23 protein-coding genes are annotated in these 25,519 nt (G+C 55.3%); 9 read left to right on the forward strand and 14 right to left on the reverse strand.

Annotated elements, in window-relative coordinates:
- Window positions 1-3 precede the first annotated feature (3 nt).
- Window positions 4-903 carry a DMT family transporter gene (locus C2U53_RS23380; RefSeq protein ID WP_104446507.1) on the forward strand — a complete coding sequence of 300 codons (900 nt, stop codon included), beginning with the start codon at window positions 4-6 and terminating at the stop codon, window positions 901-903.
- Here C2U53_RS23380 and narI read toward each other — a convergent pair.
- From narI to C2U53_RS23405, 5 genes are all read right to left on the reverse strand, one after another.
- Window positions 897-1,574: a respiratory nitrate reductase subunit gamma gene (gene narI / locus C2U53_RS23385; RefSeq protein ID WP_044257700.1), complete on the reverse strand. Its 678-nt coding sequence runs from the start codon at window positions 1,572-1,574 to the stop codon at window positions 897-899. The two genes, C2U53_RS23380 and narI, sit on opposite strands and share 7 nt — an antisense overlap.
- Complete coding sequence (gene narJ / locus C2U53_RS23390) at window positions 1,574-2,284, reverse strand: nitrate reductase molybdenum cofactor assembly chaperone (protein WP_044257699.1); 711 nt, start codon at window positions 2,282-2,284, stop codon at window positions 1,574-1,576. The genes narI and narJ overlap by 1 nt, the downstream gene beginning before the upstream one ends.
- The gene (narH, locus tag C2U53_RS23395) at window positions 2,281-3,816 is read right to left on the reverse strand and encodes a nitrate reductase subunit beta (protein WP_044257698.1); all 1,536 of its coding nucleotides are present in this window, start codon (window positions 3,814-3,816) and stop codon (window positions 2,281-2,283) included. Before narH ends, narJ begins: the two co-directional genes overlap by 4 nt.
- Complete coding sequence (locus C2U53_RS23400) at window positions 3,813-7,556, reverse strand: nitrate reductase subunit alpha (protein WP_104446508.1); 3,744 nt, start codon at window positions 7,554-7,556, stop codon at window positions 3,813-3,815. Before C2U53_RS23400 ends, narH begins: the two co-directional genes overlap by 4 nt.
- 391 nt (window positions 7,557-7,947) lie before the next feature.
- A complete protein-coding gene (locus C2U53_RS23405; protein WP_099433066.1) occupies window positions 7,948-9,339 on the reverse strand; it encodes a NarK family nitrate/nitrite MFS transporter in 1,392 nt (463 codons plus the stop codon).
- Window positions 9,340-9,691: 352 nt separating this feature from the next.
- Here C2U53_RS23405 and narX point away from each other — a divergent pair, with 352 nt between their 5' ends.
- Both narX and narL read left to right on the forward strand, forming a co-directional pair.
- Complete coding sequence (gene narX / locus C2U53_RS23415) at window positions 9,692-11,488, forward strand: nitrate/nitrite two-component system sensor histidine kinase NarX (RefSeq protein ID WP_104446509.1); 1,797 nt, start codon at window positions 9,692-9,694, stop codon at window positions 11,486-11,488.
- The gene (gene narL, locus C2U53_RS23420) at window positions 11,481-12,131 is read left to right on the forward strand and encodes a two-component system response regulator NarL (protein WP_104446510.1); all 651 of its coding nucleotides are present in this window, start codon (window positions 11,481-11,483) and stop codon (window positions 12,129-12,131) included. The genes narX and narL overlap by 8 nt, the downstream gene beginning before the upstream one ends.
- Here narL and C2U53_RS23425 read toward each other — a convergent pair whose 3' ends face one another.
- A complete protein-coding gene (locus C2U53_RS23425; protein ID WP_104446511.1) occupies window positions 12,132-13,538 on the reverse strand; it encodes a YchO/YchP family invasin in 1,407 nt (468 codons plus the stop codon).
- A 208-nt stretch (window positions 13,539-13,746) separates the two neighbouring features.
- Here C2U53_RS23425 and C2U53_RS23430 point away from each other — a divergent pair, with 208 nt between their 5' ends.
- Together C2U53_RS23430 and C2U53_RS23435 are read left to right on the forward strand one after the other, a co-directional pair.
- Window positions 13,747-14,100, forward strand: coding sequence for a DsrE/DsrF/TusD sulfur relay family protein (locus C2U53_RS23430; RefSeq protein WP_104446512.1), 354 nt, complete (start codon window positions 13,747-13,749; stop codon window positions 14,098-14,100).
- A 263-nt stretch (window positions 14,101-14,363) separates the two neighbouring features.
- Complete coding sequence (locus tag C2U53_RS23435) at window positions 14,364-14,609, forward strand: DUF1883 domain-containing protein (protein WP_042318612.1); 246 nt, start codon at window positions 14,364-14,366, stop codon at window positions 14,607-14,609.
- Between the two features lie 47 nt (window positions 14,610-14,656).
- Here the strand turns inward: C2U53_RS23435 and C2U53_RS23440 are convergent, their stop codons facing one another.
- Together C2U53_RS23440 and chaB are read right to left on the reverse strand one after the other, a co-directional pair.
- Window positions 14,657-15,352, reverse strand: coding sequence for a gamma-glutamylcyclotransferase (locus tag C2U53_RS23440; RefSeq protein WP_104446513.1), 696 nt, complete (start codon window positions 15,350-15,352; stop codon window positions 14,657-14,659).
- A gap of 196 nt (window positions 15,353-15,548) precedes the next feature.
- Window positions 15,549-15,779 (reverse strand): putative cation transport regulator ChaB, encoded by a 231-nt coding sequence (gene chaB / locus C2U53_RS23445; RefSeq protein ID WP_043000487.1) that lies wholly within the window; start codon window positions 15,777-15,779, stop codon window positions 15,549-15,551.
- Between the two features lie 273 nt (window positions 15,780-16,052).
- Here chaB and chaA point away from each other — a divergent pair, with 273 nt between their 5' ends.
- Window positions 16,053-17,153: a sodium-potassium/proton antiporter ChaA gene (gene chaA / locus C2U53_RS23450; protein WP_043000486.1), complete on the forward strand. Its 1,101-nt coding sequence runs from the start codon at window positions 16,053-16,055 to the stop codon at window positions 17,151-17,153.
- 53 nt (window positions 17,154-17,206) lie between these two features.
- On the opposite strand, the gene kdsA is transcribed toward chaA, so the two are convergent.
- From kdsA to hemA, 6 genes are read right to left on the reverse strand one after another with little or no spacing between them, the layout of a single operon-like run.
- The gene (gene kdsA / locus C2U53_RS23455) at window positions 17,207-18,061 is read right to left on the reverse strand and encodes a 3-deoxy-8-phosphooctulonate synthase (RefSeq protein ID WP_043000485.1); all 855 of its coding nucleotides are present in this window, start codon (window positions 18,059-18,061) and stop codon (window positions 17,207-17,209) included.
- 36 nt (window positions 18,062-18,097) lie between these two features.
- Window positions 18,098-18,907, reverse strand: coding sequence for an invasion regulator SirB1 (gene sirB1 / locus C2U53_RS23460; RefSeq protein ID WP_043000484.1), 810 nt, complete (start codon window positions 18,905-18,907; stop codon window positions 18,098-18,100).
- Between the two features lie 3 nt (window positions 18,908-18,910).
- The gene (gene sirB2 / locus C2U53_RS23465) at window positions 18,911-19,303 is read right to left on the reverse strand and encodes an invasion regulator SirB2 (RefSeq protein ID WP_044328038.1); all 393 of its coding nucleotides are present in this window, start codon (window positions 19,301-19,303) and stop codon (window positions 18,911-18,913) included.
- The gene (gene prmC / locus C2U53_RS23470) at window positions 19,300-20,133 is read right to left on the reverse strand and encodes a peptide chain release factor N(5)-glutamine methyltransferase (protein ID WP_058588144.1); all 834 of its coding nucleotides are present in this window, start codon (window positions 20,131-20,133) and stop codon (window positions 19,300-19,302) included. Before prmC ends, sirB2 begins: the two co-directional genes overlap by 4 nt.
- Entirely contained in the window at window positions 20,133-21,215 is a 1,083-nt protein-coding gene (prfA, locus tag C2U53_RS23475) for a peptide chain release factor 1 (protein WP_044257688.1), read from the reverse strand. Before prfA ends, prmC begins: the two co-directional genes overlap by 1 nt.
- Before the next feature lie 37 nt (window positions 21,216-21,252).
- Complete coding sequence (gene hemA / locus C2U53_RS23480) at window positions 21,253-22,509, reverse strand: glutamyl-tRNA reductase (RefSeq protein ID WP_043000480.1); 1,257 nt, start codon at window positions 22,507-22,509, stop codon at window positions 21,253-21,255.
- Window positions 22,510-22,710: 201 nt separating this feature from the next.
- Here hemA and lolB point away from each other — a divergent pair, with 201 nt between their 5' ends.
- The 3 genes from lolB (at window position 22,711) to prs (ending at window position 25,396) form a co-directional block, all read left to right on the forward strand.
- Window positions 22,711-23,334 (forward strand): lipoprotein insertase outer membrane protein LolB, encoded by a 624-nt coding sequence (gene lolB / locus C2U53_RS23485; RefSeq protein ID WP_044328030.1) that lies wholly within the window; start codon window positions 22,711-22,713, stop codon window positions 23,332-23,334.
- Complete coding sequence (gene ispE, locus C2U53_RS23490; protein WP_043000478.1) at window positions 23,331-24,182, forward strand: 4-(cytidine 5'-diphospho)-2-C-methyl-D-erythritol kinase; 852 nt, start codon at window positions 23,331-23,333, stop codon at window positions 24,180-24,182. Before lolB ends, ispE begins: the two co-directional genes overlap by 4 nt.
- A 266-nt stretch (window positions 24,183-24,448) precedes the next feature.
- Window positions 24,449-25,396 (forward strand): ribose-phosphate diphosphokinase, encoded by a 948-nt coding sequence (gene prs / locus C2U53_RS23500; RefSeq protein WP_001518537.1) that lies wholly within the window; start codon window positions 24,449-24,451, stop codon window positions 25,394-25,396.
- The last annotated feature ends 123 nt before the right edge of the window (window positions 25,397-25,519 follow it).

Here is a 25,519-nt window from a genome sequence, read left to right on the forward strand (position 1 = left end):
GTGATGCGTGATCTTCAGCAAGGCGTCTGGCAAATGAGCCTGGCAATGGTGATTTCCGGTTCAATCGGCGCGTTTGTGTTACTTTCCGGCCTGCCGGTTACTGACGTGGTGTTCTGGCGCTGCCTGATTGGGGCTATCGCGCTATTTCTCTTTATCCGTCTCAGCAAACAACCGTTTAGCCCGCTGACCAGCGTCACGTTGGGGCTGGCAATCCTGGGCGGCATCGCGCTGGTCGTAAACTGGTTGCTGCTGTTTGCCGCCTACGAGCGCATCTCAATCGGTCTGTCGACCGTGGTGTACAACACCCAGCCCTTTATGCTGGTGATGATGGGAATGCTGATGGGCGAGCGAGTCAGTGCAGTGAAATGGGGCTGGCTGTTCCTCGCCTTTGGTGGCGTGGTCATTTTATTATCGGGTGAACTGACCGGAGGCCATCCTACAGCCTGGTTAACCGGTGTGGCCCTCGCACTTGGTGCAGCGTTCTTTTACGCCCTGACGGCAATCATTACCCGCAGACTGAGAAGCATCGCGCCACAGCATATTGCCTTTATTCAGGTGCTGACGGGAGTGGTCATGCTCTTGCCGCTGGCCCAGTTCCCGGCGCTCATCCACGCATACCCGTGGGGTATCTTACTGACGCTGGGGATTGTTCATACCGGCATCATGTACCAGTTGCTGTACAGCGCCATTCAGAAATTGCCCACCCCTGTTACCGGTTCGCTGTCGTTTATTTATCCGGTGGTGGCGATCGTCGTCGATAACGTGGTGTTTGGTCATTCACTTAACGCCACACAACTGACAGGCGGCGCGTTAATTCTGTTTGCGGCGGCAGGAAATAACCTCGGCTGGGGCGAAAAAAAACCCCGCGAATGCGAGGTTTCTGATAAAGCCACCCATCAGTGACGGGCGCGAACAATCTGGTATTTGCGCGTCAGATACTCCACGGGCGCGCTCCAGATGTGTACCAGACGGGAGAACGGGAACAGCAGGAACAGCGTCATCCCCAGTACCAGGTGCAGACGGAAGATAAACGCCACCCCCTCCAGATGCGCCGATGCCCCCCCGTGGAACGTCACCACAGACTGCGCCCATCCCACCAGTTTCATCATTTCGCTGCCGTCCATATGCTGGGCGGAGAACGGAATGGTCGACAGTCCCAGCGCACACTGGATCACCAGCAGCGAGAGGATCAGGATGTCAGCGCCGGTGGTGGTCGCCCGCACGCGTGGGCTAAACAGACGACGTTTGAGCAACAACACGCCGCCCACGAGACACATCAGGCCCGCCGCGCCGCCGCCAATCATTGCCATCTTCTGTTTCACTTCAATAGGCAGCCACGCTTCATACATCCAGTGCGGCGTCAGCATACCGAGGAAGTGACCGGCGAAGATCCCCAGAATCCCGAAGTGGAACAGGTTTGAGGCCATGTTCATCCCCTTGCGATCCAGCATCTGGCTGGACGCGGCGCGCCAGGTATACTGACCGTAGTCATAACGCAGCCAGCTACCAATCAGAAACACAGACCCGGCGATATACGGATAGATGTCAAAGAAGAACATATTCAGGAAGTGCATTATTGCTGTCCTCCGGTGGTGATATTCAGATATTGCGGCGCAACGGCTCCGGCAAAACGACGCTGGTGAGCGGAGATTTCAGACTCGCCGCAGCCCTGATCGGCAAAGAATTTCACCTGCTCTTCTTCCCAGACCGCATCGAGCGCTTGCGGCGTATCGTCGCGAACTTCATCGGCAATTTTTTCGGCAACTTTGTCACTGTCGATCGTCGCATTCGCCAGCTTCAGCAGCAGGTCGAACAGCACCGCATAGCGGCTTTCACGTTGTTGCAGACGCGCACTCAGTAGCGCCAGAATCGGGGCGATGTCCTGCAACCCGCCCAGCGCCTCGCGCTTCGGCAACTGTGCCAGGTATTCCAGATACAGCGGCAGATGATCCGGCAATTCACGACTGTCGAGCTGTAAACCGTGCTGCTCGTACTGCGCCATCAGATCAACCATCGCCTGACCGCGGTCGCGTGACTCACCGTGGACATGTTCGAACAGCAATAGCGAGGTTGCCCGACCGCGGTCAAACAGTTCGCTGTAGTTGGCCTGCACATCCAGCATCTCCTGCGCGGTTAAATCGCGCAGGAAAACGCTGAGCGTATGCGCATCCTCTTTATCAAGATTTTCAGATGACGCGAGTGCATCGTACAGTTCCTGCTGATGCTGCCACAGGGCAGCATCCGGGTACTCGAGCAGACGCGAAACAATGACGAGTTCAATCATTGGTGCGGCTCCGTTTTGCTGGTCACATCGATGGCGTCAATGCGGCGGCTGTTGAACAGGTTGAATTTGGTGTCAGAACCGTGGCAACCGTCGCCGAAGGTAAAGCCACAACCGCTTTTCTCCGGGAACGCATCACGCGCCAGTTCACGATGGCTACTCGGTACGACAAAACGATCTTCGTAGTTGGCAATCGCCAGATAGCGGTACATCTCCTGCGCCTGTGCTTCGCTTAAGCCCACCTCTTCCAGCGCGCGGGTATCCACTTTACCGTCAACGGTTTCCGCACGTTTATAGTGACGCATCGCCAGCATCCGTTTCAGCGCCAGCAGCACCGGTTGGGTATCGCCTGCGGTGAGCAAGTTAGCAAGGTACTGAACCGGAATACGCAGGCTGTCGACGTCCGGCAGAATGCCGTTGCTGCCAAGCTCACCCGCATCCGCCGCCGACTGAATCGGGGACAGCGGCGGCACATACCATACCATCGGCAGCGTGCGATATTCCGGATGCAGCGGCAGTGCCAGCTTCCAGTCCATCGCCATTTTATAAACCGGCGACTGCTGTGCGGCATCAATCACGCTCAATGGAATACCGTCTTTCAGCGCCTGTTCGATGACCACCGGGTCGTTCGGATCGAGGAAGACATCCAGTTGGCGCTGATACAGATCTTTTTCGTGTTCGGTGCTCGCCGCGCTTTCAATCGCATCTGCGTCATACAGCAGTACGCCGAGATAACGAATACGGCCCACGCAGGTTTCGGAACAGACGGTTGGCTGGCCAGCTTCAATACGCGGATAACAGAAGATGCACTTCTCGGACTTCCCACTCTTCCAGTTGAAGTAGATCTTTTTGTACGGACAGCCGGTGATGCACATCCGCCAGCCGCGGCACTTATCCTGGTCGATCAGCACGATGCCGTCTTCTTCACGCTTGTAGATGGCGCCGCTCGGGCAGGTCGCCACGCACGCCGGGTTGAGGCAGTGCTCGCACAGGCGCGGCAGATACATCATGAAGGTGTTTTCAAACTGACCGTACATCGCCTTCTGCATGTTTTCGAAGTTCTGGTCTTTGGCGCGTTTTTCAAATTCGCCACCCAGAATTTCTTCCCAGTTCGGACCGCTGGTGATTTTGTCCATCCGCTTGCCGGTAATCAGCGAGCGTGGACGGGCAATCGGCTGGTGCTTACTTTCCGGCGCGTTGTGCAGGTTCTGGTAGTCGTAGTCAAACGGCTCGTAATAGTCGTCAATTCCCGGCAGATGCGGGTTGGCGAAAATTTTACCGAGCAGCATCGCACGGTTCCCCATACGCGGCTGCAGTTTGCCGTTGATTTTACGGATCCAGCCGCCCTTCCATTTCTCCTGGTTTTCCCAGTCATTCGGGAAACCAACGCCAGGCTTGCTTTCCACGTTATTGAACCAGGCGTATTCCATCCCTTCGCGGCTGGTCCAGACATTTTTACAGGTCACAGAACAGGTGTGGCAGCCGATGCACTTATCGAGATTCAGCACCATGCCGACTTGTGAACGAATTTTCATTTTACGCTCTCCTGTACCTGGTCATTGCCTTCGCCATCCAACCAGTTAATGTTCTTCATCTTACGTACCACAACAAATTCATCACGGTTTGAACCGACGGTACCGTAGTAGTTAAAGCCGTAGGCCAGTTGCGCATAGCCACCAATCATGTGAGTGGGTTTTGGCGTAATACGGGTCACTGAGTTGTGGATCCCGCCGCGCTGCTGGGTAATTTCAGACCCTGGCAGGTTCACGATACGTTCCTGGGCGTGATACATCATGGTCATCCCGGCCGGAACACGCTGGCTTACCACCGCACGCGCCGTCAGGGCACCGTTACTGTTGAACACTTCGATCCAGTCGTTATCTTCAATGCCCAAATCTTTGGCGTCGGTTTCACTCATCCACACAATCGGGCCGCCGCGTGACAAGGTCAGCATCAGCAGGTTGTCGCTGTAGGTAGAGTGGATGCCCCATTTCTGGTGTGGCGTCAGGAAGTTGAGCGCTTTTTCCGGGTTACCGTTGGATTTCTCGCCCATCACTGATTTCACCGAACGGGTGTCGATAGGCGGACGGTAAACCAGCAGGCTTTCGCCGAAATCACGCATCCACTGGTGATCCTGATACAGCGACTGACGACCGGTCAGCGTACGCCACGGAATCAGCTCATGTACGTTGGTGTAACCGGCGTTGTAAGAGACGTGTTCGTCTTCCAGACCGGACCACGTCGGGCTGGAGATGATCTTACGCGGCTGCGCCTGGATATCGCGGAAGCGGATTTTTTCCTCTTCTTTATTGGTCGCCAGATGCGTATGGTCGCGTCCGGTAAACTCGCTGAGCGCGGCCCAGGCTTTTACCGCCACGTGGCCATTCGTTTCTGGCGCCAGGGTCAGGATCATCTCTGCCGCGTCAATGGCGGTGTTGAGCATTGGTTGGCCTTTTGCCGGGCCGTCTGCCTTGGTGTAGTTAAGCTTACGCAGCAGGTCCATTTCGCTCTGAGTATTCCAGGCGATCCCTTTACCGCCGTTACCGATTTTCTCCATCAGCGGGCCGATCGAGGTGAACCGTTCATAAGTCGCCGGGTAATCGCGTTCAACGGTCATAATGTGCGGCGCGGTGACGCCCGGAATCAGATCGCATTCGCCTTTTTTCCAGTCCTTCACGTCCAGCGGCTGCGCCAGTTCGGCGGCAGAATCGTGTTGAATCGGCAGCGTGACGACATCTGTCTCTTTCCCGAGATGCCCCACGCAGACTTCTGAGAATTTCTTCGCGATAGCCTTGTAGATTTCCCAGTCGCTTTTCGATTCCCAGGCCGGGTCAACGGCCGCAGACAGCGGATGAATAAACGGATGCATATCCGAGGTATTCATGTCGTCTTTTTCATACCAGGTCGCCGTTGGCAGCACGATGTCGGAGTACAAACAGGTACTCGACAGACGGAAGTCCAGCGTCACGACCAGGTCCAGCTTGCCGTCGAGACCGTTGTCCTGCCATTCCACTTCTTCCGGCTTCACGCCTCCCTGCTGACCCAGATCTTTCCCCTGGATCCCGTGTTCAGTTCCCAGCAGGTATTTCAGCATGTATTCATGCCCCTTACCGGATGAGCCCAGCAGGTTGGAGCGCCAGATGAACAGGTTGCGCGGATGGTTTTTCCCGTTCTCCGGCTGCTCGGCCGCGAAACGGATCGAACCTTCTTTCAGTGATTTGACGGTGTAATCCACCGGCGTCATCCCGGCTTTCTTCGCGTCTTCGGCGATAGTCAACGGGTTGGTACCAAGCTGCGGTGCGGACGGCAGCCAGCCCATGCGCTCAGCACGCACGTTGAAATCAATCAGATGACCGCTGTAACGCGATTTATCCGCCAGTGGTGACAGCAGTTCCTGCGCGGTAACGGTCTCATAGCGCCACTGGCTGGAGTGGTTGTAGAAGTACGACGTACTGTTCATGTGACGTGCCGGACGCTGCCAGTCAAGGGCAAACGCCAGCGGCTGCCAGCCGGTCTGCGGACGCAGTTTTTCCTGGCCGACATAGTGCGCCCAGCCGCCGCCGCTCTGGCCGATACAGCCACAGAACACCAGCATGTTGATCAGACCACGATAGTTCATATCGAGGTGATACCAGTGGTTCAGACCGGCACCGACGATGATCATCGAACGGCCATGCGTCTTATCGGCGTTGTCGGCAAACTCACGCGCGATGCGTGTGATCTGTGCACGCGGCACGCCGGTAATCTGTTCTGCCCATGCCGGGGTATACGCTTTGATGTCGTCATAACTGGTGGCGCAGTTGGCATCGTTCAGACCGCGTTCCAGACCGTAGTTAGCCATCGTCAGGTCATAGACGGTGGTAACCAGCGCCGTTGTGCCGTCTGCCAGTTGCAGACGTTTAGCCGGCAGTTTGTGCAGCAACACGTTTTCCAGTTCGACTTTATTGAAGTGCTCGGTGCCTTCACCACCAAAGTACGGGAAGCCCACCTCGGCGATCTCGTCCTGGCTACCCAGCAGACTCAATTGCAGTTCTGTCTCGGCACCGGTCGTACCATCGCGCTGCTCGAGGTTCCATTTGCCTTTTTCACCCCAGCGGAAACCAATCGAGCCGTTCGGCGCAACCATGTCACCATTGTTGTTAATGGCAACGGTTTTCCATTGCGGATTATTTTCCTGGCCCAGCGCATCCACAAGGTCAGCAGCGCGCAGCATACGGCCCGCGGCATAGTAACCGTCACGCGCTTCCAGCATCACCAGCATCGGCATGTCGGTGTAGCGACGTACGTAGTCGGTAAAGTACTGGCTCGGATTGTCGAGATGGAATTCACGCAGCATGACGTGACCCATTGCCAGCGCCATCGCCGCATCGGTGCCCTGCTTCGGCGCCAGCCAGAGGTCGCACAGCTTGGCGATTTCAGCGTAGTCCGGCGTTACCGCAACGGTTTTGGTGCCTTTATAACGGACTTCGGTAAAGAAGTGGGCATCCGGCGTACGGGTCTGCGGAACGTTAGATCCCCAGGCGATGATGTAGCTGGAGTTGTACCAGTCAGCGGATTCCGGCACGTCGGTCTGCTCACCCCAGGTCTGCGGAGACGCCGGAGGCAGGTCACAGTACCAGTCGTAGAAGCTCAGGCAGGTGCCGCCAATCAGGGAGAGATAACGCGCACCGGACGCATAAGAAACCATCGACATCGCCGGGATCGGCGAGAAGCCCGCCACGCGGTCCGGGCCGTACGTTTTCACGGTATAGACGTTAGAAGCGGCAATCAGCTCATTCACTTCCTGCCAGGAAGAACGGACGAAACCACCGCGACCACGCGCTTGTTTAAAGCTTTTTGCTTTATCGGCGTCTTCGATGATGGACGCCCAGGCGTCAACCGGATCGCTGTGCAGTGTCTTCGCCTCACGCCACATCTTCATCAGACGTTTGCGCATCAGCGGGTATTTCAGTCGGTTAGCACTGTAGAGATACCAGGAGTAACTCGCACCACGCGGACAGCCTCGAGGCTCGTGGTTTGGCATGTCCGGACGGGTACGTGGGTAGTCGGTTTGCTGGGTTTCCCAGGTCACCAGACCGTTTTTAACGTAGATTTTCCAGCTACATGAGCCGGTGCAGTTAACCCCGTGGGTTGAGCGCACAACTTTATCGTGCTGCCAACGCTGGCGATATCCATCCTCCCAGTCCCGGTTGGTTTCGAGAAGCTGGCCGTGCCCATTGGCAAAGGTTTCACCCTTCTGCTTGAAGTAGCGAAACCGGTCCAGGAATTTACTCATCGGTTCTCTCCTGTGGAGCCTGACGGCTCTCTGATAAATCGACATTGCTTGATTGAGAGCGAAGGTAACGCTCTGAAAGGTCGTGAGAATTGATAACGATCAAGGCATACAGGGATGAAAACGGAGGGTAATTTTTGAAATACCCCTTTTGGAGGATTGGACATTTAACTATATCCATCTGTTTTTAAAGCTTATTTTTTCAATCGTATTTTCCGTAAATGTTAAATTCTTTACGAGTGGGTATTAAGGGGTATGCCCCTCTGGTTGACCTCTTTTCGCAACGAACTGACAGAACGACGTGACAATAAAACCAATAGTATGTTGTAACTAATTAGAGGCAAAAAAAAGCGCGGTCTAACGCCGCGCAATGGGGAATACATGACTGCTGTTTTTATTTTTTCGAATGTCGTCCGTATACCAACCAGGTGATAATCACACAGGCGATATAAAAGATCAGGAAGACTTTCATCGCGTCAACCGGTGAGCCGGTTAAGGCCAGCGAGGTACCAAACGCTTTCGGGATAAAGAAGCCGCCAATCGCGCCAATCGCAGAGATAAAGCCTAACGCTGCTGCCGTATCAGTCGCCGCTTCGCGCATCGCTTTCTCTTCAGAGCCGCCTTCCGCCTTCACGCGATCCATCGTCAGCTTACGGAAGATAACGGAGATCATCTGGAAGGTGGAGCCGCTACCCAGCCCGGCCGTCATAAACAAGGCAAGGAAGACCGCGAAGAAGGCGATGAAACTGCCGCCCGCGCCGTTGGTTGGTAAGGTCAGGAACAGCAGACCGCTGAAAATCGCCATCAGCACGAAGTTCACCAGCGTGACACGAGTCCCGCCTAATCGGTCAGAGATCGCCCCGCCCGCAGAACGCGCCAGCGCGCCAACCAGGGGACCAAAAAATGCATAATGCAGGATCTGAATCTCCGGAAACTGGGTCTTTGACAGCATCGCAAAACCTGCGGAAAACCCTATGAACGAGCCGAACGTCGCCAGATAAAGCAGGCTCATGATCCACAGATGACCGCGCTTGAGAACCGGCAATTGCTCCTTCAACGATGCTTTTGAGGTCGCCAGTTCGTTCATACCAAACCAGGCCGCCAGCGTGAAGAAGGCGAGGAACGGCACCCAGATCCATGCGGCATTCGCCAGATACAGTTGCGAACCATCCGGTTGCTCAACGCCGTGGCTGCCAAAGACAGCGAAGATCGACAGCGAGACCACCAGCGGCGCAATCAGTTGCATCACGCTGACGCCCATATTTCCCAGACCGCCGTTCAACCCAAGCGCACCGCCCTGCTTCTGCTTTGGAAAGAAGAAGCTGATGTTCGCCATACTGGAGGCAAAGTTTGCGCCGGCAAAGCCGCACAGCAATGAAATCACGATAAAGGTACTGAACGGTGTGGACGTATCCTGCACCGCGAACCCTAACCAGACGCACGGGATAATCAGGATCCCGGTACTGAACGCGGTCCAGCGACGACCGCCGAAGACCGGTACCATAAAGGAGTAAGGCACACGTAATAACGCGCCAGAGACCGACGGTAACGCCGTCAGCATAAACAACTGTTCAGTGGTAAACGTGAAACCGACTTTCGGCAGATTCACCGCAACAGCACTGAATAACATCCAGACGCAAAACGCCAGCAGCAGACAGGGGACAGAAATCCACAGGTTGCGACTGGCGATACGATGACCTCGCTGTGCCCAGAATGCCGGATCTTCCGGCCGCCATTCTGTGATTACAGCTCCAGATGCCCTTTCGGGGGCGGATGAGTGACTCATAGACACCTCTGATACTCGATTCGATGCCTGAAACATTAGGGTTTACAGCGCGAGGTAAGTTGATATAAATCAAAGGAAAAGTTGTCGATATCTCAACGGAAAAATCATGATCACCCTAAGTGAGTAGGATAATTCGCCAAAAAATACGTGGTTTTTCACAGTGCTGCCTGCCGCAGCTACCCCCTTCCTCAAATCCCCTCCGGATACGGCAATTAAGAGGTAACTCGCTTTAGGTATGGGTATACTCCAGGGGATGGTCGAGAATAACGCCACTGCCGATTCTGCCCGGCACTCTCGTCATTCATTGAGGTTTCCCCATTCGCTGTCCGGAGACCTGAAGGAAGAAGGTTTTATGCTAAAACGTTGTCTCTCTCCGCTCACGCTGGTTAACCAGGTGGCGCTTATTGTGATGCTCTCAACCGCGATCGGCGTGGCGGGTATGGCTGTCTCTGGCTGGCTGGTTCAGGGCGTCCAGGGTAGCGCGCACGCCATTAATAAAACCGGATCGCTGCGGATGCAAAGCTATCGACTGCTCGCCGCGGTACCACTGAGCGCTGACGACCAGAAATTGCTTGATGAGATGGAGCAGACCGCGTTCAGCCCGGAACTGACCCGCGCAGCAGAACGCGACGGTCAGCAGGAACAACTGCGCGCCCTCCAGGATTACTGGCATCGCGAACTCTCCCCCGGCCTGCGGCAAGCCAGTAGCAGAGACGCCGTCGCGGCCGACGTCAACCAGTTTGTCGCTGGCCTTGATCGGCTCGTCTCCGCGTTTGACCACACCACCGAAATGCGCATCGAACGCGTGGTGATGGTGCACCGGGTGATGGCGATTTTTATGGCGCTGCTGCTGGTCTTTACCATTATCTGGCTGCGGGCGCGACTGCTTCAGCCGTGGAAGCAACTGTTGTCGATGGCCCGTGCCGTCAGTCAGCGCGACTTTACCCAACGCGCGCAGATCGGCGGGCGTAATGAGATGGCGATGCTCGGCGACGCGCTCAATAACATGTCCGACGAACTGGCGGAAAGCTATTCGGTGCTCGAACAACGCGTCAAAGAAAAAACGGCCGGGCTGGAGCAGAAAAACCAGATCCTCTCTTTTCTCTGGCAGGCCAACCGCCGTCTGCATTCGCCAGTGCCGCTTTGCGAACGTCTCTCCCCGGTGCTGAACGGTCTGCAAAACCTGACCCAAATGCATGACATCGAACTGCGGGTTTATGACCAGGAAGATGAAGAGAACCATCAGGAATTTACCTGCCAGTCCGATATCAGCTGTGATGATAAAGGGTGCCATCTCTGTCCCCGCGAGTCGCTGCCGCCAATTGAAGGGGGAATGACGCTGAAATGGCGCTTAACGGACACCCATACCCAGTACGGCATTTTGCTGGCGACCCTGCCGCAGGGGCGTCACCTGAGTCACGATCAGCAGCAACTGGTGGATACCGTCGTGGAACAGCTCACCGCGACGCTGGCGTTGGATCGCAATCAGGAACGCCAGCAGCAGTTGATTGTCATGGAAGAGCGTGCAACCATTGCGCGCGAACTGCATGATTCTATTGCACAATCACTGTCCTGTATGAAGATGCAGGTCAGTTGCCTGCAAATGCAGGGAGAGACATTGCCGGACAGCAGCCGCGACCTGCTCGGCCAGATCCGCAACGAGCTGAATGCGTCATGGGCGCAACTGCGTGAACTGTTGACGACGTTTCGCTTACGGCTGACGGAACCCGGTCTGCGCCCCGCGCTGGAAGCCAGCTGCCAGGAATACAGCGCCCGTTTTGGTTTTACGGTGAAACTGGATTACCAGTTACCACCGCGCCTGGTGCCTTCGCATCAGGCGATTCACCTGCTGCAAATTGCCCGCGAAGCCTTAAGCAATGCGCTTAAGCATTCTCACGCTGATGATGTGGTGGTCACCGTGGCGCTGAAAGGCAAGCAGGTAAAATTGACTGTACAGGACAACGGCTGCGGCGTTCCTGAGAACGCCGAACGCAGTAACCACTATGGCATGATCATTATGCGCGACCGGGCACAGAGCCTGCGCGGAGATTGCCAGGTACGCCGTCGCGAGACGGGAGGCACTGAAGTCGCTGTCACGTTTATTCCCGAAAAATACTTCACAGAAGTTCAAGGAGATACCCATGAATAATCAGGAACCGGCAACTATCCTGCTCATCGACGATCATCCGATGTTGCGGACCGGCGTCAAACAGCTTGTCAGCATGGCGCCCGATATCACCGTGGTCGGTGAAGCCAGCAACGGCGAACAGGGTATCGAACTGGCCGAATCGCTTGACCCGGATCTGATCCTGCTCGACCTGAACATGCCGGGGATGAACGGGCTGGAAACCCTCGACAAATTACGTGAGAAAGCGCTGTCCGGACGGATCGTCGTCTTTAGCGTGTCGAATCATGAGGAAGATGTCGTGACGGCGCTCAAGCGCGGGGCTGATGGTTATCTGTTGAAGGATATGGAACCGGAAGATCTGCTTAAGTCGTTACAGCAGGCTGCCGCCGGAGAGATGGTCTTAAGCGAAGCGTTAACGCCGGTGCTGGATGCCAGCCTGCGCGCCAACCGCGCCACCTCCGATCGCGATGTCACCCAACTCACCCCGCGTGAGCGTGACATTCTGAAGCTTATCGCCCAGGGTCTACCGAACAAAATGATTGCCCGCCGCCTGGATATCACCGAGAGCACGGTGAAAGTCCACGTGAAGCATATGCTGAAGAAGATGAAGCTTAAATCACGTGTTGAAGCGGCAGTGTGGGTGCATCAGGAACGTATCTTCTGATTACTCCTCCGGGAGCAACCTCCAGCGCGGATCGTCCCCTGGCATTGCCATAAAGGGTTCCGTCAGCGTGAGCGTGATCTCATTGGAAGAGACACGCTGCCCCTTCTCATCTTCCACCACTACCGACAACTGCCAGCGGTTATTCGCGCCTTCGCTGCTGTCCCAGGCCGGCATAATCACCGTCCAACCCTCAACGCTTTCCGCGTTTGTCCCCGCCGTCAGGCTCAGCGCCTGCGCGTCCCCCTGCCAGGTGAGATGACGAACGCCATGCCGACTACGTACCTGCAATTTTAGCGGCACCGTTTCGCCCGGATGCAGATCCCACGGTGGGGTTGCCAGAAATACGCTCAGGGTTTTGCGCTGACGATACTCCATCGTCGGTAGGTTGTTGCGCTGCGGATGATCGTAGCGGCTTCCGCGCAGCGACTGGCTCTCCGCCACCTCGCTGGCAGCCAGTTGTTTTTTCAGCGGTACGCCGAAGCGGTAGTTCAGGTTAAGCCCGAGGTTGTTCTGGCTGAGACCGCTCTCCCCCTGCTTGTGCTGGGCGGTGACCGTGACCAGCGGGACCGGGGTGTAATTCAGCCCCAGTTTCACCGCCACCGGATTGTGATAGCCCGTTCCGGAATCGAACAGATCGACGCTGTCACCAAAATATTGTTCCACGCTAACGCTGGTATTGAGATATTCGTAGAACGGCAGTCGCATTTGCGCCGTTACGTCGTAACCGCGCGCCATTCGTTGCTCCAGCGTCGGCGTATGGGCGCGCCATGAGGCAAACGGCTGGTAATAATTGGCCGACAGCCGCAGGTATTCCCCCCACGCTTCAGCGCCCAGCCCGCCGCGCTGGAGGTTTTCATCGAGCAGATTATCGTAGAAAGTGTTATAGCCGAGCAGCCAGCCGTCACGCACCCAGCGCTGGCCGATACCCACATTACTCACCAGCCCGTCATCCTGCTGAGTAAGACCCAGTTGACTCCAGGTGAGGTAGCGCGAGTTATCCTGCCAGGGGACAAACCAGCTTCCGCGACTACCGTTGAAATTGCCTTCGTTATCGACCTGCACGTTGACGCTGGCCTTCCCCCATGGCGACAGCCAGGATTCCAGTTGTTGATTCACCTGTTCACTCACCGCATCGCGCACCTGGCCAAAGGCAAATTGCTTTGCCTGCTCGCCGGTGTCCAGACCGTTGTCGATCATGCTCGCCTCGCCAAAGGCTTTTACCATCTCGGCGAAATGTTTTTCGCCTTCATGCGATTCGGGAGCCATGCCCAGATCGGGCAACCCGTCCTGGTTATTATCAAAGGGATTTTCGGCCTGTTGCATAAAGGAGGATTGTGCACTGGCGTGACCGCCTGCTAACAGCAAGAGTAACCAGAGAGGGAGGGAATGCGATACAAAACGACTCAAATTGACGATAGCTTCTTACGGAATTCAGTTAACTTAACCTTTAAAAGCTTACCTGACTCCTCGTCGTTTTGCAGGTTTTCTCACACTTTCAGGAATATCCTTACTCTTGCCAGGCTCTCCTTTTCCTCAGACTTTCGTTGGTATCACCCCGCTTGCGCGGTAACATAAATGACTGACAATTCAAACTTCCCCGCTAACAGGAGTCAACATGCAAAAGATAGTGATCATTGCCAACGGTGCGGCATACGGTAGCGAATCGTTATTTAACAGCCTGCGGCTGGCGATCGCGTTACGTGAACAGGCGAGCGACCTCGACCTTCGTCTGTTTCTGCTGTCGGATGCCGTTACGGCGGGTTTGCGCGGTCAGAAGCCCACAGAAGGCTATAACATCCAGCAGATGCTGGAGATCCTTACTGCCCAGAACGTCCCGGTAAAACTGTGCAAGACCTGCACGGACGGGCGCGGGATCACGACACTGCCGCTGATCGACGGCGTGGAAGTCGGAACGCTGGTGGAACTGGCGCAATGGACGCTGGCCGCCGACAAAGTGCTCACCTTTTAATCCCCCTTTTCAGGCAAGCTTGCTGAAACAGCCGGTTATTTCCGAATTTAATCTTATTGGGGCGTATCTTTACCAAAAGTAAGTGCGCCCGATCACGCTTTTCTCCGGGATTTTGTCACTATTGTTTAATCGTTATGCCATTTTTTGATCAAAATCAGCATCCGCAGCCTAACTCTTTGGTGTTATGCCTCATGGGTAAAATGTGAACAACATCACGCAGCACTTCCGAAAGGAAGTACGTTGTTTTCAATACGGGGTGAGAAATGGCATTAGTAAAGGCAAGTTTGAAGTTATTTGGTGGGGATACCGTGGTCGTACGCTGTTCGGAGCGTTGCCACATCCATCTGATGAGCGAAAAAAATCACGTTAAAGACACGCAGACCGACATATTAAGCGTGCAGAACCGTGATAACGCATGGTTGACCGTACCGTATACCGGCGTCTGGAATGTCCTGATCGACAGTCATAGCCAGTCGCTTGAACATTCCATCAGTTATATTGCCGCCTGATACGCAAATGGCCCGGTCGCGCTTACGCAGCCGGGCCGACATAAGCCTCACGCGAAACCCGGCCGCAAAACACCTTCAGGCAGGGACTCCCCTAACAAACCGCGCACGTTAGTCACCAGATCGTTAAGACACTCATCCTGCATCCCCAGTTTCTGCAACTCCTGTTCAAGCGAAAACAGGTACTGCGCGTTCGTGCCAAGCGGCCCACTGGCAGCAGCAATCAACGGGGCGATTATTTGCGCTCGCGTGTCCGACTCATACAGCGGATGGCGCGGATCCATAATAAATACCAGTGCATTGACCGTTCGTCCGTCGTCCAACGTCAGTTGACACCACGTCGGCAGGTAGCAGCCGGTGATCATTTCGCGCTTCCACAGCAGCGTTAATTCCTGTTCAAGCGAGGCATCCGGAAGACGATAGGCCACACCGGTGGTGCGTCCGCCCTCTTTTAGTGCAAGCATTCGTCCCGGCTGACACGCGGTTCCGCGCCCTGCCGTGAGACGCAGGCAAAAGGCCCGATGCCATCCCACCAGCGTACCGGTACATGACTCCTCAAATTCTAACGCCGGGTTCCACATCAACGATCCATAACCGAAGATCCACACCGGTCCATCATCTGGTCGGCATGCCAGCGTCGCCGCAAGGGACGCTGCACGTTGCTCTGCTGACCATAAGAGTGATTCTTCAATAGCACCAAATGCCGTTTTACAATCGGCATTCATCAAGAAATCACGCGTTAACACCTTACACCTCCGCCACTGCATACTTCCCTGCGACAACTTTTTGACGCCTTCCGGGCATTTTAACTGCTCATTTTGAAACCAATATCACGACAATATGCAATTCATGGGCCGCTTGCAAGGCAGCAACGGGGGCGGGTAGCACGATTCGCCTACGCGTTCACGGGAGCTATAGCGTTAGACCTTATAATTGAAGTGGTTAGGATTTCTTATGCCACTTCTCATCTTCACCTTTGGCATACTCTTTTTTCACTGCTGACCACGCCACCTTATGTGCGGTCTCTTCCCGACTGGCATCATCGCGGCGATCGGCTTTGTCCTTGTACTGCTCCCAGGCGCTATTGAACGCCTCTTTGTAGATCTCCTGGGCATGGGCGGGTAAGACGTGTTGTACGCTGTCTGGCAGATCTTTTTTTGCTTGATAGGGCATCATTGACTCCACTTTTTGGCTAAACCTTAAGTGTGGTCAACCCTGAGCGCCTCTGCCACTACAATAAGGTTTATTCGTCCTGCAGCCTGCATAAGCTTCTGTTATTTAACCACTCTATAAACAAGAGTTTCTCTTTCTGTCGTTTTAAAGGTGAAAGGCCGAAATGCCGTAAAATTTCGTAAAATATCACCGTAAAGCCTGCGTTTTCTGTTATTTTTTACACGCTTTATTACATTTATAACTAAAATCGACCTGCAGAGATGGAGAGCATTCATGACACATGCACATGAGGCGGTGAAAACCCGCCATAAGGAGACATCGCTTATTTTCCCGGTTGTGGCGCTGGTAGTGCTGTTCCTGTGGGGGGGCAGCCATTCACTACCAGCGGTAATCGGCATTAACCTTCTTGCCCTGATTGGTATTTTAAGCAGCGCCTTTAGCGTTGTTCGTCACGCCGACGTACTGGCTCATCGCCTCGGCGAACCCTACGGCTCACTCATTCTGAGCCTGTCCGTGGTCATTCTTGAAGTCAGCCTGATCTCAGCGCTGATGGCGACCGGTGATGCGGCACCTACGCTGATGCGCGACACGCTCTATTCCATCATCATGATTGTCACTGGTGGTCTGGTGGGCTTTTCGTTATTACTGGGCGGGCGTAAGTTCGCCACTCAGTATATGAATCTGTTCGGTATCAAACAGTATCTGATTGCCTTGTTTCCGCTGGCAATTATCGTGCTGGTGTTTCCGATGGCGCTGCCCGGTGCGAATTTCACCACCGGCCAGGCGCTGTTGGTGGCCTTAATTTCTGCCGCGATGTACGGCGTATTCCTGCTCATTCAGACCAAAACGCACCAGAGTCTGTTTGTTTATGAGCACGAAGATGACAGCGACGACGACGACCCGCATCACGGTAAGCCCTCTGCGCACAGTAATGTGTGGCATGCCGTCTGGCTGGTGATTCATCTGATTGCGGTCATTGCCGTCACCAAGATGAACGCAAACCCGCTGGAGACACTGCTGACCGAACTGAACGCCCCGGTCGCCTTTACCGGCTTCCTGGTCGCGCTGCTGATCCTCTCTCCGGAAGGGCTTGGGGCGCTGAAAGCAGTGCTGAATAACCAGGTGCAGCGCGCCATGAATCTGTTCTTCGGTTCAGTGCTGGCCACTATCTCCCTGACGGTACCGGTGGTAACGCTGATTGCGTGGGCGACGGGGAATGACCTGGTGTTCGGCTTAGACGCACCAGAAATGGTAGTGATGGTGGCGTCACTGGTGCTGTGCCATATCTCGTTCTCAACGGGGCGCACTAACGTACTGAACGGTGCGGCGCATCTGGCGCTGTTTGCCGCCTATCTGATGACGATCTTTGCCTGATCCCTCAGACGAAAAAAACCCCGCTGCGGCGGGGTTTTCTGTTTCTGCGTGACTTAGTTCTCAGTGTCGAGCTCGTCGAAGCTTTTCACCAGATCGTCAACCGCTTTCATCTGCACCAGGAACTGTTCCAGCTTCGCCAGCGGTAGCGCGGATGGGCCGTCGCATTTCGCGTTGTCCGGATCCGGATGCGCTTCAATGAACAGACCGGCCAGACCGACCGCCATACCGGCACGCGCCAGCTCAGTCACCTGACCACGACGGCCACCAGACGCTGCGCCAAACGGGTCGCGGCACTGCAGCGCGTGGGTCACGTCGAAAATCACCGGGCTGTTGCCAGAAACTTTCTTCATCACGCTGAAGCCCAGCATATCGACAACGAGGTTGTCATAACCGAAGTTTGCCCCACGGTCACACAGGATCACCTTGTCGTTACCGCCTTCATGGAATTTATCCACGATGTTGCCCATCTGACCCGGGCTCACGAACTGCGGTTTCTTCACGTTAATGACCGCGCCGGTTTTCGCCATCGCTTCCACCAGATCGGTCTGACGCGCGAGGAACGCCGGTAACTGAATCACATCTACAACGTCAGCGACAGGCTGCGCCTGGCTGGCTTCATGAACGTCGGTGATCACTTTTACGCCAAAGGTCTGCTTCAGTTCCTGGAAGATTTTCATCCCTTCTTCCAGGCCCGGTCCACGGTAGGAGTGGATAGAGGAACGGTTGGCTTTATCAAAAGAGGCCTTGAACACGTAAGGGATACCCAGTTTCTGGGTAACGGTCACGTAGTGCTCACAAATGCGCATCGCCAGATCGCGCGATTCCAGCACGTTCATCCCGCCAAACAGCACGAACGGCAGATCGTTTGCTACCTTGATGTCGCCAATGCTAACCACTTTTTGTTTCATAGGATCGCCTTAATGATGAGTAAGAATGTCGATAAATTAATGCAGGACAATTTGCTTATGCGAGATGTTATTAATCTGCGCACGAATCATTTCGCTGATCGGGTCTTCCGGACACTGCTCAACGAAATAGCTTAAATCGGTCAGCGCGACATGTTCACATTCCAGTTGCGCATAAATTAAGCCCCGGTCACGTATTTCATACGGATCTTCCGGGTTAAATTGCAGTAACGCTTCGCTCGCTCGCAGCGCCAGCTCCATCTGTTGTTCTTCCATTAAGGAAGATTTCAGCGTGTCCAGCAGCTTGCGAATCACTTCCGCGTTATCCGCTTCATCCAGGTCCTCGTTAAATAACTCAGCGACCGGACTGATATTCCCCTTCAGCCACACTTCCAGCGTATGCTCATTCAACGTTTCCCCGTTAAACGGGTTGATGAGCCACATCTCGCCTTCCAGCGACTCGATACGCAAAATAAGCTGCGTCGGGAATATCACCGGCACCAGCGGTAATGACAATCGGTTGGCAATCCACAGTAAAATTGCCCCCAGTGACACCGCACTGCCCTGGCGGTTCTTCAGTACCTGGTCAAGCCATAGCGCGTCGGACAAGCGGTAAACGCCGCGGGTGTCAGTAAAGCCCCACTCGCCGTAGAAAAGTGCCAGCAATTTTTCCAGTTGCTCATCCTGAGACAAAAGCTGGCTAATTTCTTCTTGCGCCAGGCTGACCAGACGTTCCAGCTCGTCATAGACAGTTTGCGAAGGGAAATCCAGGCGGATCGATTCCGATGCCAGGATCATCCCGTCGCACAATGGCGCTTTGTTAAATTCGAAATCAGCTAACGACCTCATGACTTACCCCAGTAACGGTATTTTTGTGGTGGCGAGTTTAATGATGATGTACAGCACCACCAGCGCCAGCGGGAACGCGATTAATCGCGCCTGCCGACTGCGCGCCCGACGGTAATCGAGCGCAATAAAACCCAAAACGATGTAAATGATAACTCCAAACAGCTTCTCAGTCAGCCATGTCCCCTGCTCCGTGAATGGCAGGATGTGCGTTTTAGCGATCAACCCCACACCACTGAGCAACAAAACGGTGTCAACAATCGGCGGTACGACGCGCGTCCAGCGCGCGTGAGCCCGCGCAGAATGACATTCACGCCACCCATAACGCAGCACAAACAGACTAACGGAAAGCGCAATGCTAGCGAGGTGAACCCCTAACAGGAGCGTAACGCTGTTCATACGGGCTTGCATCCGAGCGTAAGACGCTCGTTGTCGCCATAATCGCGACAGGTTTCTACCGCCTGGTAGCCCGCGCGATTAAAGGCGTCACGCACCGCGGCACCCTGCTGCCAGCCATGCTCGATCAGCAGAAAACCGCCCGCTTCCAGCCGCGTGCGAGATTGCTCGATGATGTGCACAATGTCGGCCATTCCGCAGTCACCGGCGACCAGGGCGCTCAGCGGTTCGAAGCGGACATCGCCCTGCGCCAGATGCGGATCCTGCTCGTCAATATACGGCGGATTGCTGACAATCATCGCAAACTGCTGCCCCGGCAAGGCGCTAAACCAGTCGCTTTGCAGAATATGGACATTGTTGATAGCCAGATGAGCCGCATTACGCTGCGCCAGCGCAACGGCATCCGGCATTCTGTCAACCGCCGTGACCTCGCAGTCAGGGCGCTCAGACGCCAGCGCCAGCGCAATCGCACCGGTGCCAGTACCCAGATCGAGAATGCGGCACGGGGTTGTTGGCAGTCGCGCCAGCGCCTGCTCCACCAGACATTCGGTATCCGGACGCGGGATCAACGTGGCTGGTGAAACAAACAGCGGCAACGACCAGAATTCCCGCACGCCAGTTAAATGTGCGATCGGTTCCCCCCGTTGACGGCGAGCCAGCAGCATCGCCAGTTGCGCCTGCTGGGCGTCGGTCAACGTCGTTTCGCCAAACGCCAGTATCCAGGTGCGCCCTTTTCCGGTCACGAATTCGAGTAAGATCTCGGCATCGCGACGCGGGCTTTCACTCTCCTGTAGCTGGCTTATCGCCTCACGTAACCAGTGCTGAAAATCCATTATTCCTGCTCGGACAGCGCCGCCAGCTGATCGGCCTGGTATTCCTGCACGATCGGCTCAATCAGCATATCCAGTTTGCCTTCCATTGCTTCATCCAGACGGTAGAGCGTCAGGTTGATGCGGTGATCGGTCACACGCCCCTGCGGAAAGTTGTAGGTCCGGTTGCGATCGCTGCGGTCGCCGCTGCCCAGCAGGTTACGACGCGTTGACGCTTCGGCCTGCTGACGCTTCGCCACTTCTGCCGCGCGAATACGCGCGCCGAGCACCGAGAGCGCTTTGGCTTTGTTCTTGTGCTGCGAACGTTCGTCCTGACACTCCACCACAATGCCGGTCGGCAGGTGAGTAATACGGATCGCGGAGTCGGTGGTGTTAACGTGCTGACCACCCGCCCCGGAGGAACGGAAGGTATCAATACGGAGATCGGCCGGGTTGATATCCGGCAGTTCGGCTTCCGGCAGCTCCGGCATCACCGCCACGGTACAGGCAGAGGTGTGGATTCGGCCCTGCGATTCCGTTGCCGGTACGCGCTGCACACGATGCCCGCCGGACTCAAACTTCAGTCGACCATAGACGCCGTCGCCGCTGATCTTGGCGATAATCTCTTTATAGCCGCCGTGCTCGCCTTCGCTGGCGCTCATGATCTCCACGCGCCAGCGGCGTGTTTCGGCATAGCGGCTGTACATGCGAAACAGATCACCGGCAAATAAGGCCGCTTCATCACCGCCAGTCCCGGCGCGAACTTCCAGAAACGCATTGCGTTCATCGTCCGGATCTTTCGGCAGCAACAATACCTGTAGCTGCTGTTCCAGTTGTTCACTCTTGTCTTTCGCTTCGCGCAGTTCTTCCTGCGCCATTTCACGCATTTCAGGATCGTCGAGCATCATTTGTGCTGTTTCGATATCGTCCTGAATCTGTTGCCAGTCCGTAAAACAGCGAGAAACATCGCTTAGCTGTGCATACTCGCGCGACAATGCGCGAAAACGTTCCTGGTCTGCGATGGTTCCCGCATCACCCAGCAGCGCCTGAACTTCTTCATGGCGTTCATGCAGGGCTTCCAGTTTGGCAACGATAGAAGGCTTCATAGGCGTAAATGCACCTTGTAAAAAGAAGGGTGTGTTGCTACTCCAGCCCGAGGCTGTCGCGCAAGATATTCAGGCGTTCGTCATCCCCGTCACGGGCGGCCTGCTGAAGAGATTTGGTTGGTGCATGGATCAGGCGGTTGGTCAGTTTCCATGCCAGATCCTGCATAATGGCCTGCGCGTCACCGCCCTGTTCCAGAGCAGCAAGCGCTTTTGCAGTCAGTTCATCCCGTACATGCTCAGACTGACTCCGGTATTCACGAATGGTTTCACTGGCGCCCTGAGCACGCAGCCAGGCCATAAACTCGCTGGTTTCCTGCGCGACAATCGTTTCGGCTTCCACTGCCGCAGCTTTGCGCTGCGCCAGGTTGTGCGAAATGATGCTTTGCAGATCGTCAACGCTATAGAGATAAGCGTTCGCCAGTTTACCGACTTCCGGTTCGACATCGCGCGGAACGGCGATATCCACCAGTAGCATCGGCTGATTGCGGCGGCTTTTCAGCGCACGCTCCACCATCCCTTTACCAATGATAGGCAGCGGGCTGGCGGTTGAACTGATGATAATGTCAGCTTCCCGCAGACGTTCGTCGATGTCGCTGAGTGCGATCACTTCAGCACCCACTTCATCGGCCAGAACCTGCGCCCGCTCGCGGGTGCGGTTGGCGATAATCATCTTCTGCACTTTGTGTTCGCGCAGATGGCGCGCCACCAGTTCGATGGTTTCGCCCGCGCCGACCAACAGCACAGTGACCGTGGAAAGTGATTCAAAGATTTGGCGCGCCAGCGTACAGGCGGCAAACGCAACGGACACGGCGCTGGCGCCGATATCGGTTTCGGTACGAACCCGTTTGGCAACGGAGAACGATTTCTGGAACATACGTTCCAGCGCGCTGGCGTTCAGGTGGCCTTTTTGTGAATCCGCAAACGCTTTTTTCACCTGGCCGAGGATCTGTGGTTCACCGAGTACCAGCGAATCCAGACCACTGGCGACACGCATCAGATGGCTGACCGCATCGTTATCCTGGTGCCAGTAGAGACTGCTGCGCAGATCGTCTTCATCAAGATTGTGGAAATCACATAACCAACGAATCAGCGCTTCCTGCAGGTTGTCCTGCTCTTCCACGCTCAGATACAGCTCCGTGCGATTACACGTCGACAAGACCACGCCGCCCTGCACCATTGGCTGCGCAAGCAGGCTTTCCAGCGCCTGATCGAGCGTATCTGGCGAAAACGTTACGCGTTCTCGCAGCGATACAGGTGCCGTCTTATGGTTAATGCCGAGCGCTAAAAGGGTCATGTCTGCGGGAGTAGTACCAGCGTTGATATGGTTAGTCTGCTCGCATCATACAGGATGCGCGGAATCAATAAAAGAGAGTGCCCCCTTTTGGAGTAATCGCTTATTGCTTAAATTAAGATAACGTGAACGTAGACGATATACCCGCGCGGCGCTAGCATTAAGGGTTATTATTGCAACGTATCACAAGGATTCGTCATCATTATGACCCTGCCTGATTTTCGCCTGATCCGCCTGCTTCCGCTGGCAACCCTGGTTCTGACCGCCTGTACGATCAACGCGCCGAAAGGCCCGGGGAAAAGTCCGGACTCTCCTCAATGGCGGCAACATCAGCAGGAGGTTCGCCAGTTAAATCAGTATCAAACGCGCGGCGCGTTTGCCTATATTTCCGACGAGCAGAAGGTCTATGCGCGCTTTTTCTGGCAGCAGACCGGCCAGGATCGCTATCGCCTGCTGCTGACCAACCCGCTTGGCAGCACCGAGCTTGAACTGAACGCGCAGCCGGGTAACGTGCAATTGATGGACAATAAAGGCCAGCGCTATACCGCTGACGATGCCGAAGAGATGATCGGCAAGCTGACCGGTATGCCGATCCCGCTAAACAGCCTGCGTCAGTGGATCCTTGGCCTGCCGGGCGACGCGACCGACTATAAACTCGACGACCAGTACCGCCTGAGCGAAGTGAACTACAGCCAGGACGGAAAAAACTGGAAAGTGGTCTATAGCGCGTACGACAGCAAAACCTCCCCGGCAATGCCGGCCAATATGGAACTCTCCGACGGTGCTCAGCGTATCAAGCTGAAAATGGATAACTGGATTGTAAAATGATGACCCAGTGGCCCTCTCCGGCAAAACTGAATCTGTTTTTATACATCACCGGACGACGTGCGGACGGTTATCACACGCTGCAAACGCTGTTTCAGTTCCTCGATTATGGCGACACCCTCAGCCTGGAACCGCGTCGCGACGGCGAAATTCATCTCCTGACGCCGGTTGACGGCGTGGCACATGAAGACAACCTGATCGTCCGTGCCGCGCGACTGCTGATGAAAACAGCCGCAGAGCGCGGTCGGCTGCCAGCCGGTAGCGGTGCGGATATCCGTATCGAAAAGCGTCTGCCGATGGGCGGAGGCCTGGGCGGCGGATCGTCGAACGCGGCAACCGTACTGGTCGCGCTAAACCATCTCTGGCAGTGTGGTCTGTCGCTGGACGAACTGGCCGAGCTCGGTTTAACGCTCGGGGCTGACGTGCCGGTGTTTGTCCGCGGACACGCCGCCTTTGCCGAAGGCGTCGGAGAGATCCTGACCCCGGTGGAACCGGCCGAAAAATGGTACCTGGTGGCTCATCCTGGCGTCAGTATTCCAACGCCGATGATTTTTAACGATCCCGACCTCCCCCGTAATACGCCAAAAAGGTCAATAGAAACGTTATTAAAATGTGAATTCAGCAATGATTGCGAGGTTATCGCAAGAAAACGTTTTCGCGAGGTTGATGCGGCGCTTTCCTGGCTGTTAGAATACGCGCCGTCGCGCCTGACTGGTACAGGAGCCTGTGTCTTTGCTGAATTCGATACAGAGTCTCGTGCCCGGCAGGTGCTTGAGCAAGCCCCGGAATGGCTCAATGCCTTTGTGGCGAAGGGTGTCAACCTCTCTCCACTGCATAGAGCGTTACTCTAACTCATTGAAGTTTCAGTACGTTGGCGAGATGACGAATTGCCAGCCGCATACATCAGTATGTGACTGGTGTGAGGCCTTGAACCCAGCGCGCATAAAACATAAATGATGACGGGTAAGCCGGGCAAGCTGAGTTTCGGTGACAACGTCACCCTGTTCCAGACGTTGCATCGCGCTCGTTAATACACCGCATGGAGAGAGTCCTGCCTGGCCCGCACAGTTTTTGGCAAACTCTTTCCACCAATGGACGCATGCCTGAGGTTCTTCTCGTGCCTGATATGAAGCTTTTTGCTGGTAACGCCACCCCGGAACTAGCACAACGTATTGCCAACCGCCTGTACACTTCTCTCGGCGACGCCGCTGTAGGTCGCTTTAGCGACGGCGAAGTCAGCGTACAAATTAACGAAAATGTACGCGGTGGTGATATTTTCATCATCCAGTCCACTTGTGCTCCAACGAACGACAACCTGATGGAATTGGTCGTTATGGTTGATGCCCTGCGCCGTGCTTCCGCAGGCCGTATCACCGCCGTTATCCCTTATTTTGGCTATGCGCGCCAGGATCGTCGTGTACGTTCCGCTCGTGTGCCGATTACGGCAAAAGTTGTCGCTGACTTCCTGTCCAGCGTCGGCGTTGACCGCGTTCTGACCGTTGACCTGCATGCTGAACAGATCCAGGGCTTCTTCGACGTACCGGTTGATAACGTATTTGGTAGCCCCATTCTGTTAGAAGATATGCTGCAGCTGAATCTGGATAACCCGATTGTGGTTTCTCCGGACATCGGTGGCGTCGTGCGTGCCCGCGCTATCGCTAAGCTGCTTAATGACACCGATATGGCGATCATCGACAAACGCCGTCCGCGTGCAAACGTCTCTCAGGTGATGCACATCATCGGTGACGTAGCGGGTCGTGACTGCGTGCTGGTTGACGATATGATCGACACCGGTGGTACGCTGTGTAAAGCAGCTGAAGCGCTGAAAGAACGTGGTGCAAAACGCGTATTTGCTTATGCCACTCACCCGATCTTCTCAGGCAATGCGGCAAACAACCTGCGTAACTCTGTGATTGATGAAGTCGTTGTCTGCGATACCATTCCGCTGACCGACGAAATCAAAGCACTGCCGAACGTGCGTACGTTGACCCTGTCGGGTATGCTGGCCGAAGCGATTCGTCGTATCAGCAACGAAGAATCGATTTCTGCTATGTTCGAGCATTAATCGAACCCGGCTCAAAGACCCGCTGCGGCGGGTTTTTTTGTCTGTAACCTTTATTTGTATGACTTATGCCTCCTTCACCTGCCAACCCGCCATTTCATTGAGTTGACAGATGATGCGCTCATG

This window comes from Citrobacter sp. CFNIH10, assembly GCF_002934585.1.
Classification (GTDB): Bacteria; Pseudomonadota; Gammaproteobacteria; order Enterobacterales; family Enterobacteriaceae; genus Citrobacter_A; species Citrobacter_A amalonaticus.

Excerpts from the sequence above, each read along its gene's own strand:
- C2U53_RS23380 (WP_104446507.1), top strand. The coding sequence starts at position 4 with ATGCGTGATCTTCAGCAAGGCGTCTGGCAAATGAGCCTGGCAATGGTG.
- narI (WP_044257700.1), bottom strand. The coding sequence starts at position 1,574 with ATGCACTTCCTGAATATGTTCTTCTTTGACATCTATCCGTATATCGCC.
- narJ (WP_044257699.1), bottom strand. The coding sequence starts at position 2,284 with ATGATTGAACTCGTCATTGTTTCGCGTCTGCTCGAGTACCCGGATGCT.
- narH (WP_044257698.1), bottom strand. The coding sequence starts at position 3,816 with ATGAAAATTCGTTCACAAGTCGGCATGGTGCTGAATCTCGATAAGTGC.
- C2U53_RS23400 (WP_104446508.1), bottom strand. The coding sequence starts at position 7,556 with ATGAGTAAATTCCTGGACCGGTTTCGCTACTTCAAGCAGAAGGGTGAA.
- C2U53_RS23405 (WP_099433066.1), bottom strand. The coding sequence starts at position 9,339 with ATGAGTCACTCATCCGCCCCCGAAAGGGCATCTGGAGCTGTAATCACA.
- narX (WP_104446509.1), top strand. The coding sequence starts at position 9,692 with ATGCTAAAACGTTGTCTCTCTCCGCTCACGCTGGTTAACCAGGTGGCG.
- narL (WP_104446510.1), top strand. The coding sequence starts at position 11,481 with ATGAATAATCAGGAACCGGCAACTATCCTGCTCATCGACGATCATCCG.
- C2U53_RS23430 (WP_104446512.1), top strand. The coding sequence starts at position 13,747 with ATGCAAAAGATAGTGATCATTGCCAACGGTGCGGCATACGGTAGCGAA.
- C2U53_RS23435 (WP_042318612.1), top strand. The coding sequence starts at position 14,364 with ATGGCATTAGTAAAGGCAAGTTTGAAGTTATTTGGTGGGGATACCGTG.
- chaB (WP_043000487.1), bottom strand. The coding sequence starts at position 15,779 with ATGCCCTATCAAGCAAAAAAAGATCTGCCAGACAGCGTACAACACGTC.
- chaA (WP_043000486.1), top strand. The coding sequence starts at position 16,053 with ATGACACATGCACATGAGGCGGTGAAAACCCGCCATAAGGAGACATCG.
- kdsA (WP_043000485.1), bottom strand. The coding sequence starts at position 18,061 with ATGAAACAAAAAGTGGTTAGCATTGGCGACATCAAGGTAGCAAACGAT.
- sirB1 (WP_043000484.1), bottom strand. The coding sequence starts at position 18,907 with ATGAGGTCGTTAGCTGATTTCGAATTTAACAAAGCGCCATTGTGCGAC.
- sirB2 (WP_044328038.1), bottom strand. The coding sequence starts at position 19,303 with ATGAACAGCGTTACGCTCCTGTTAGGGGTTCACCTCGCTAGCATTGCG.
- prmC (WP_058588144.1), bottom strand. The coding sequence starts at position 20,133 with ATGGATTTTCAGCACTGGTTACGTGAGGCGATAAGCCAGCTACAGGAG.
- prfA (WP_044257688.1), bottom strand. The coding sequence starts at position 21,215 with ATGAAGCCTTCTATCGTTGCCAAACTGGAAGCCCTGCATGAACGCCAT.
- hemA (WP_043000480.1), bottom strand. The coding sequence starts at position 22,509 with ATGACCCTTTTAGCGCTCGGCATTAACCATAAGACGGCACCTGTATCG.
- lolB (WP_044328030.1), top strand. The coding sequence starts at position 22,711 with ATGACCCTGCCTGATTTTCGCCTGATCCGCCTGCTTCCGCTGGCAACC.
- ispE (WP_043000478.1), top strand. The coding sequence starts at position 23,331 with ATGATGACCCAGTGGCCCTCTCCGGCAAAACTGAATCTGTTTTTATAC.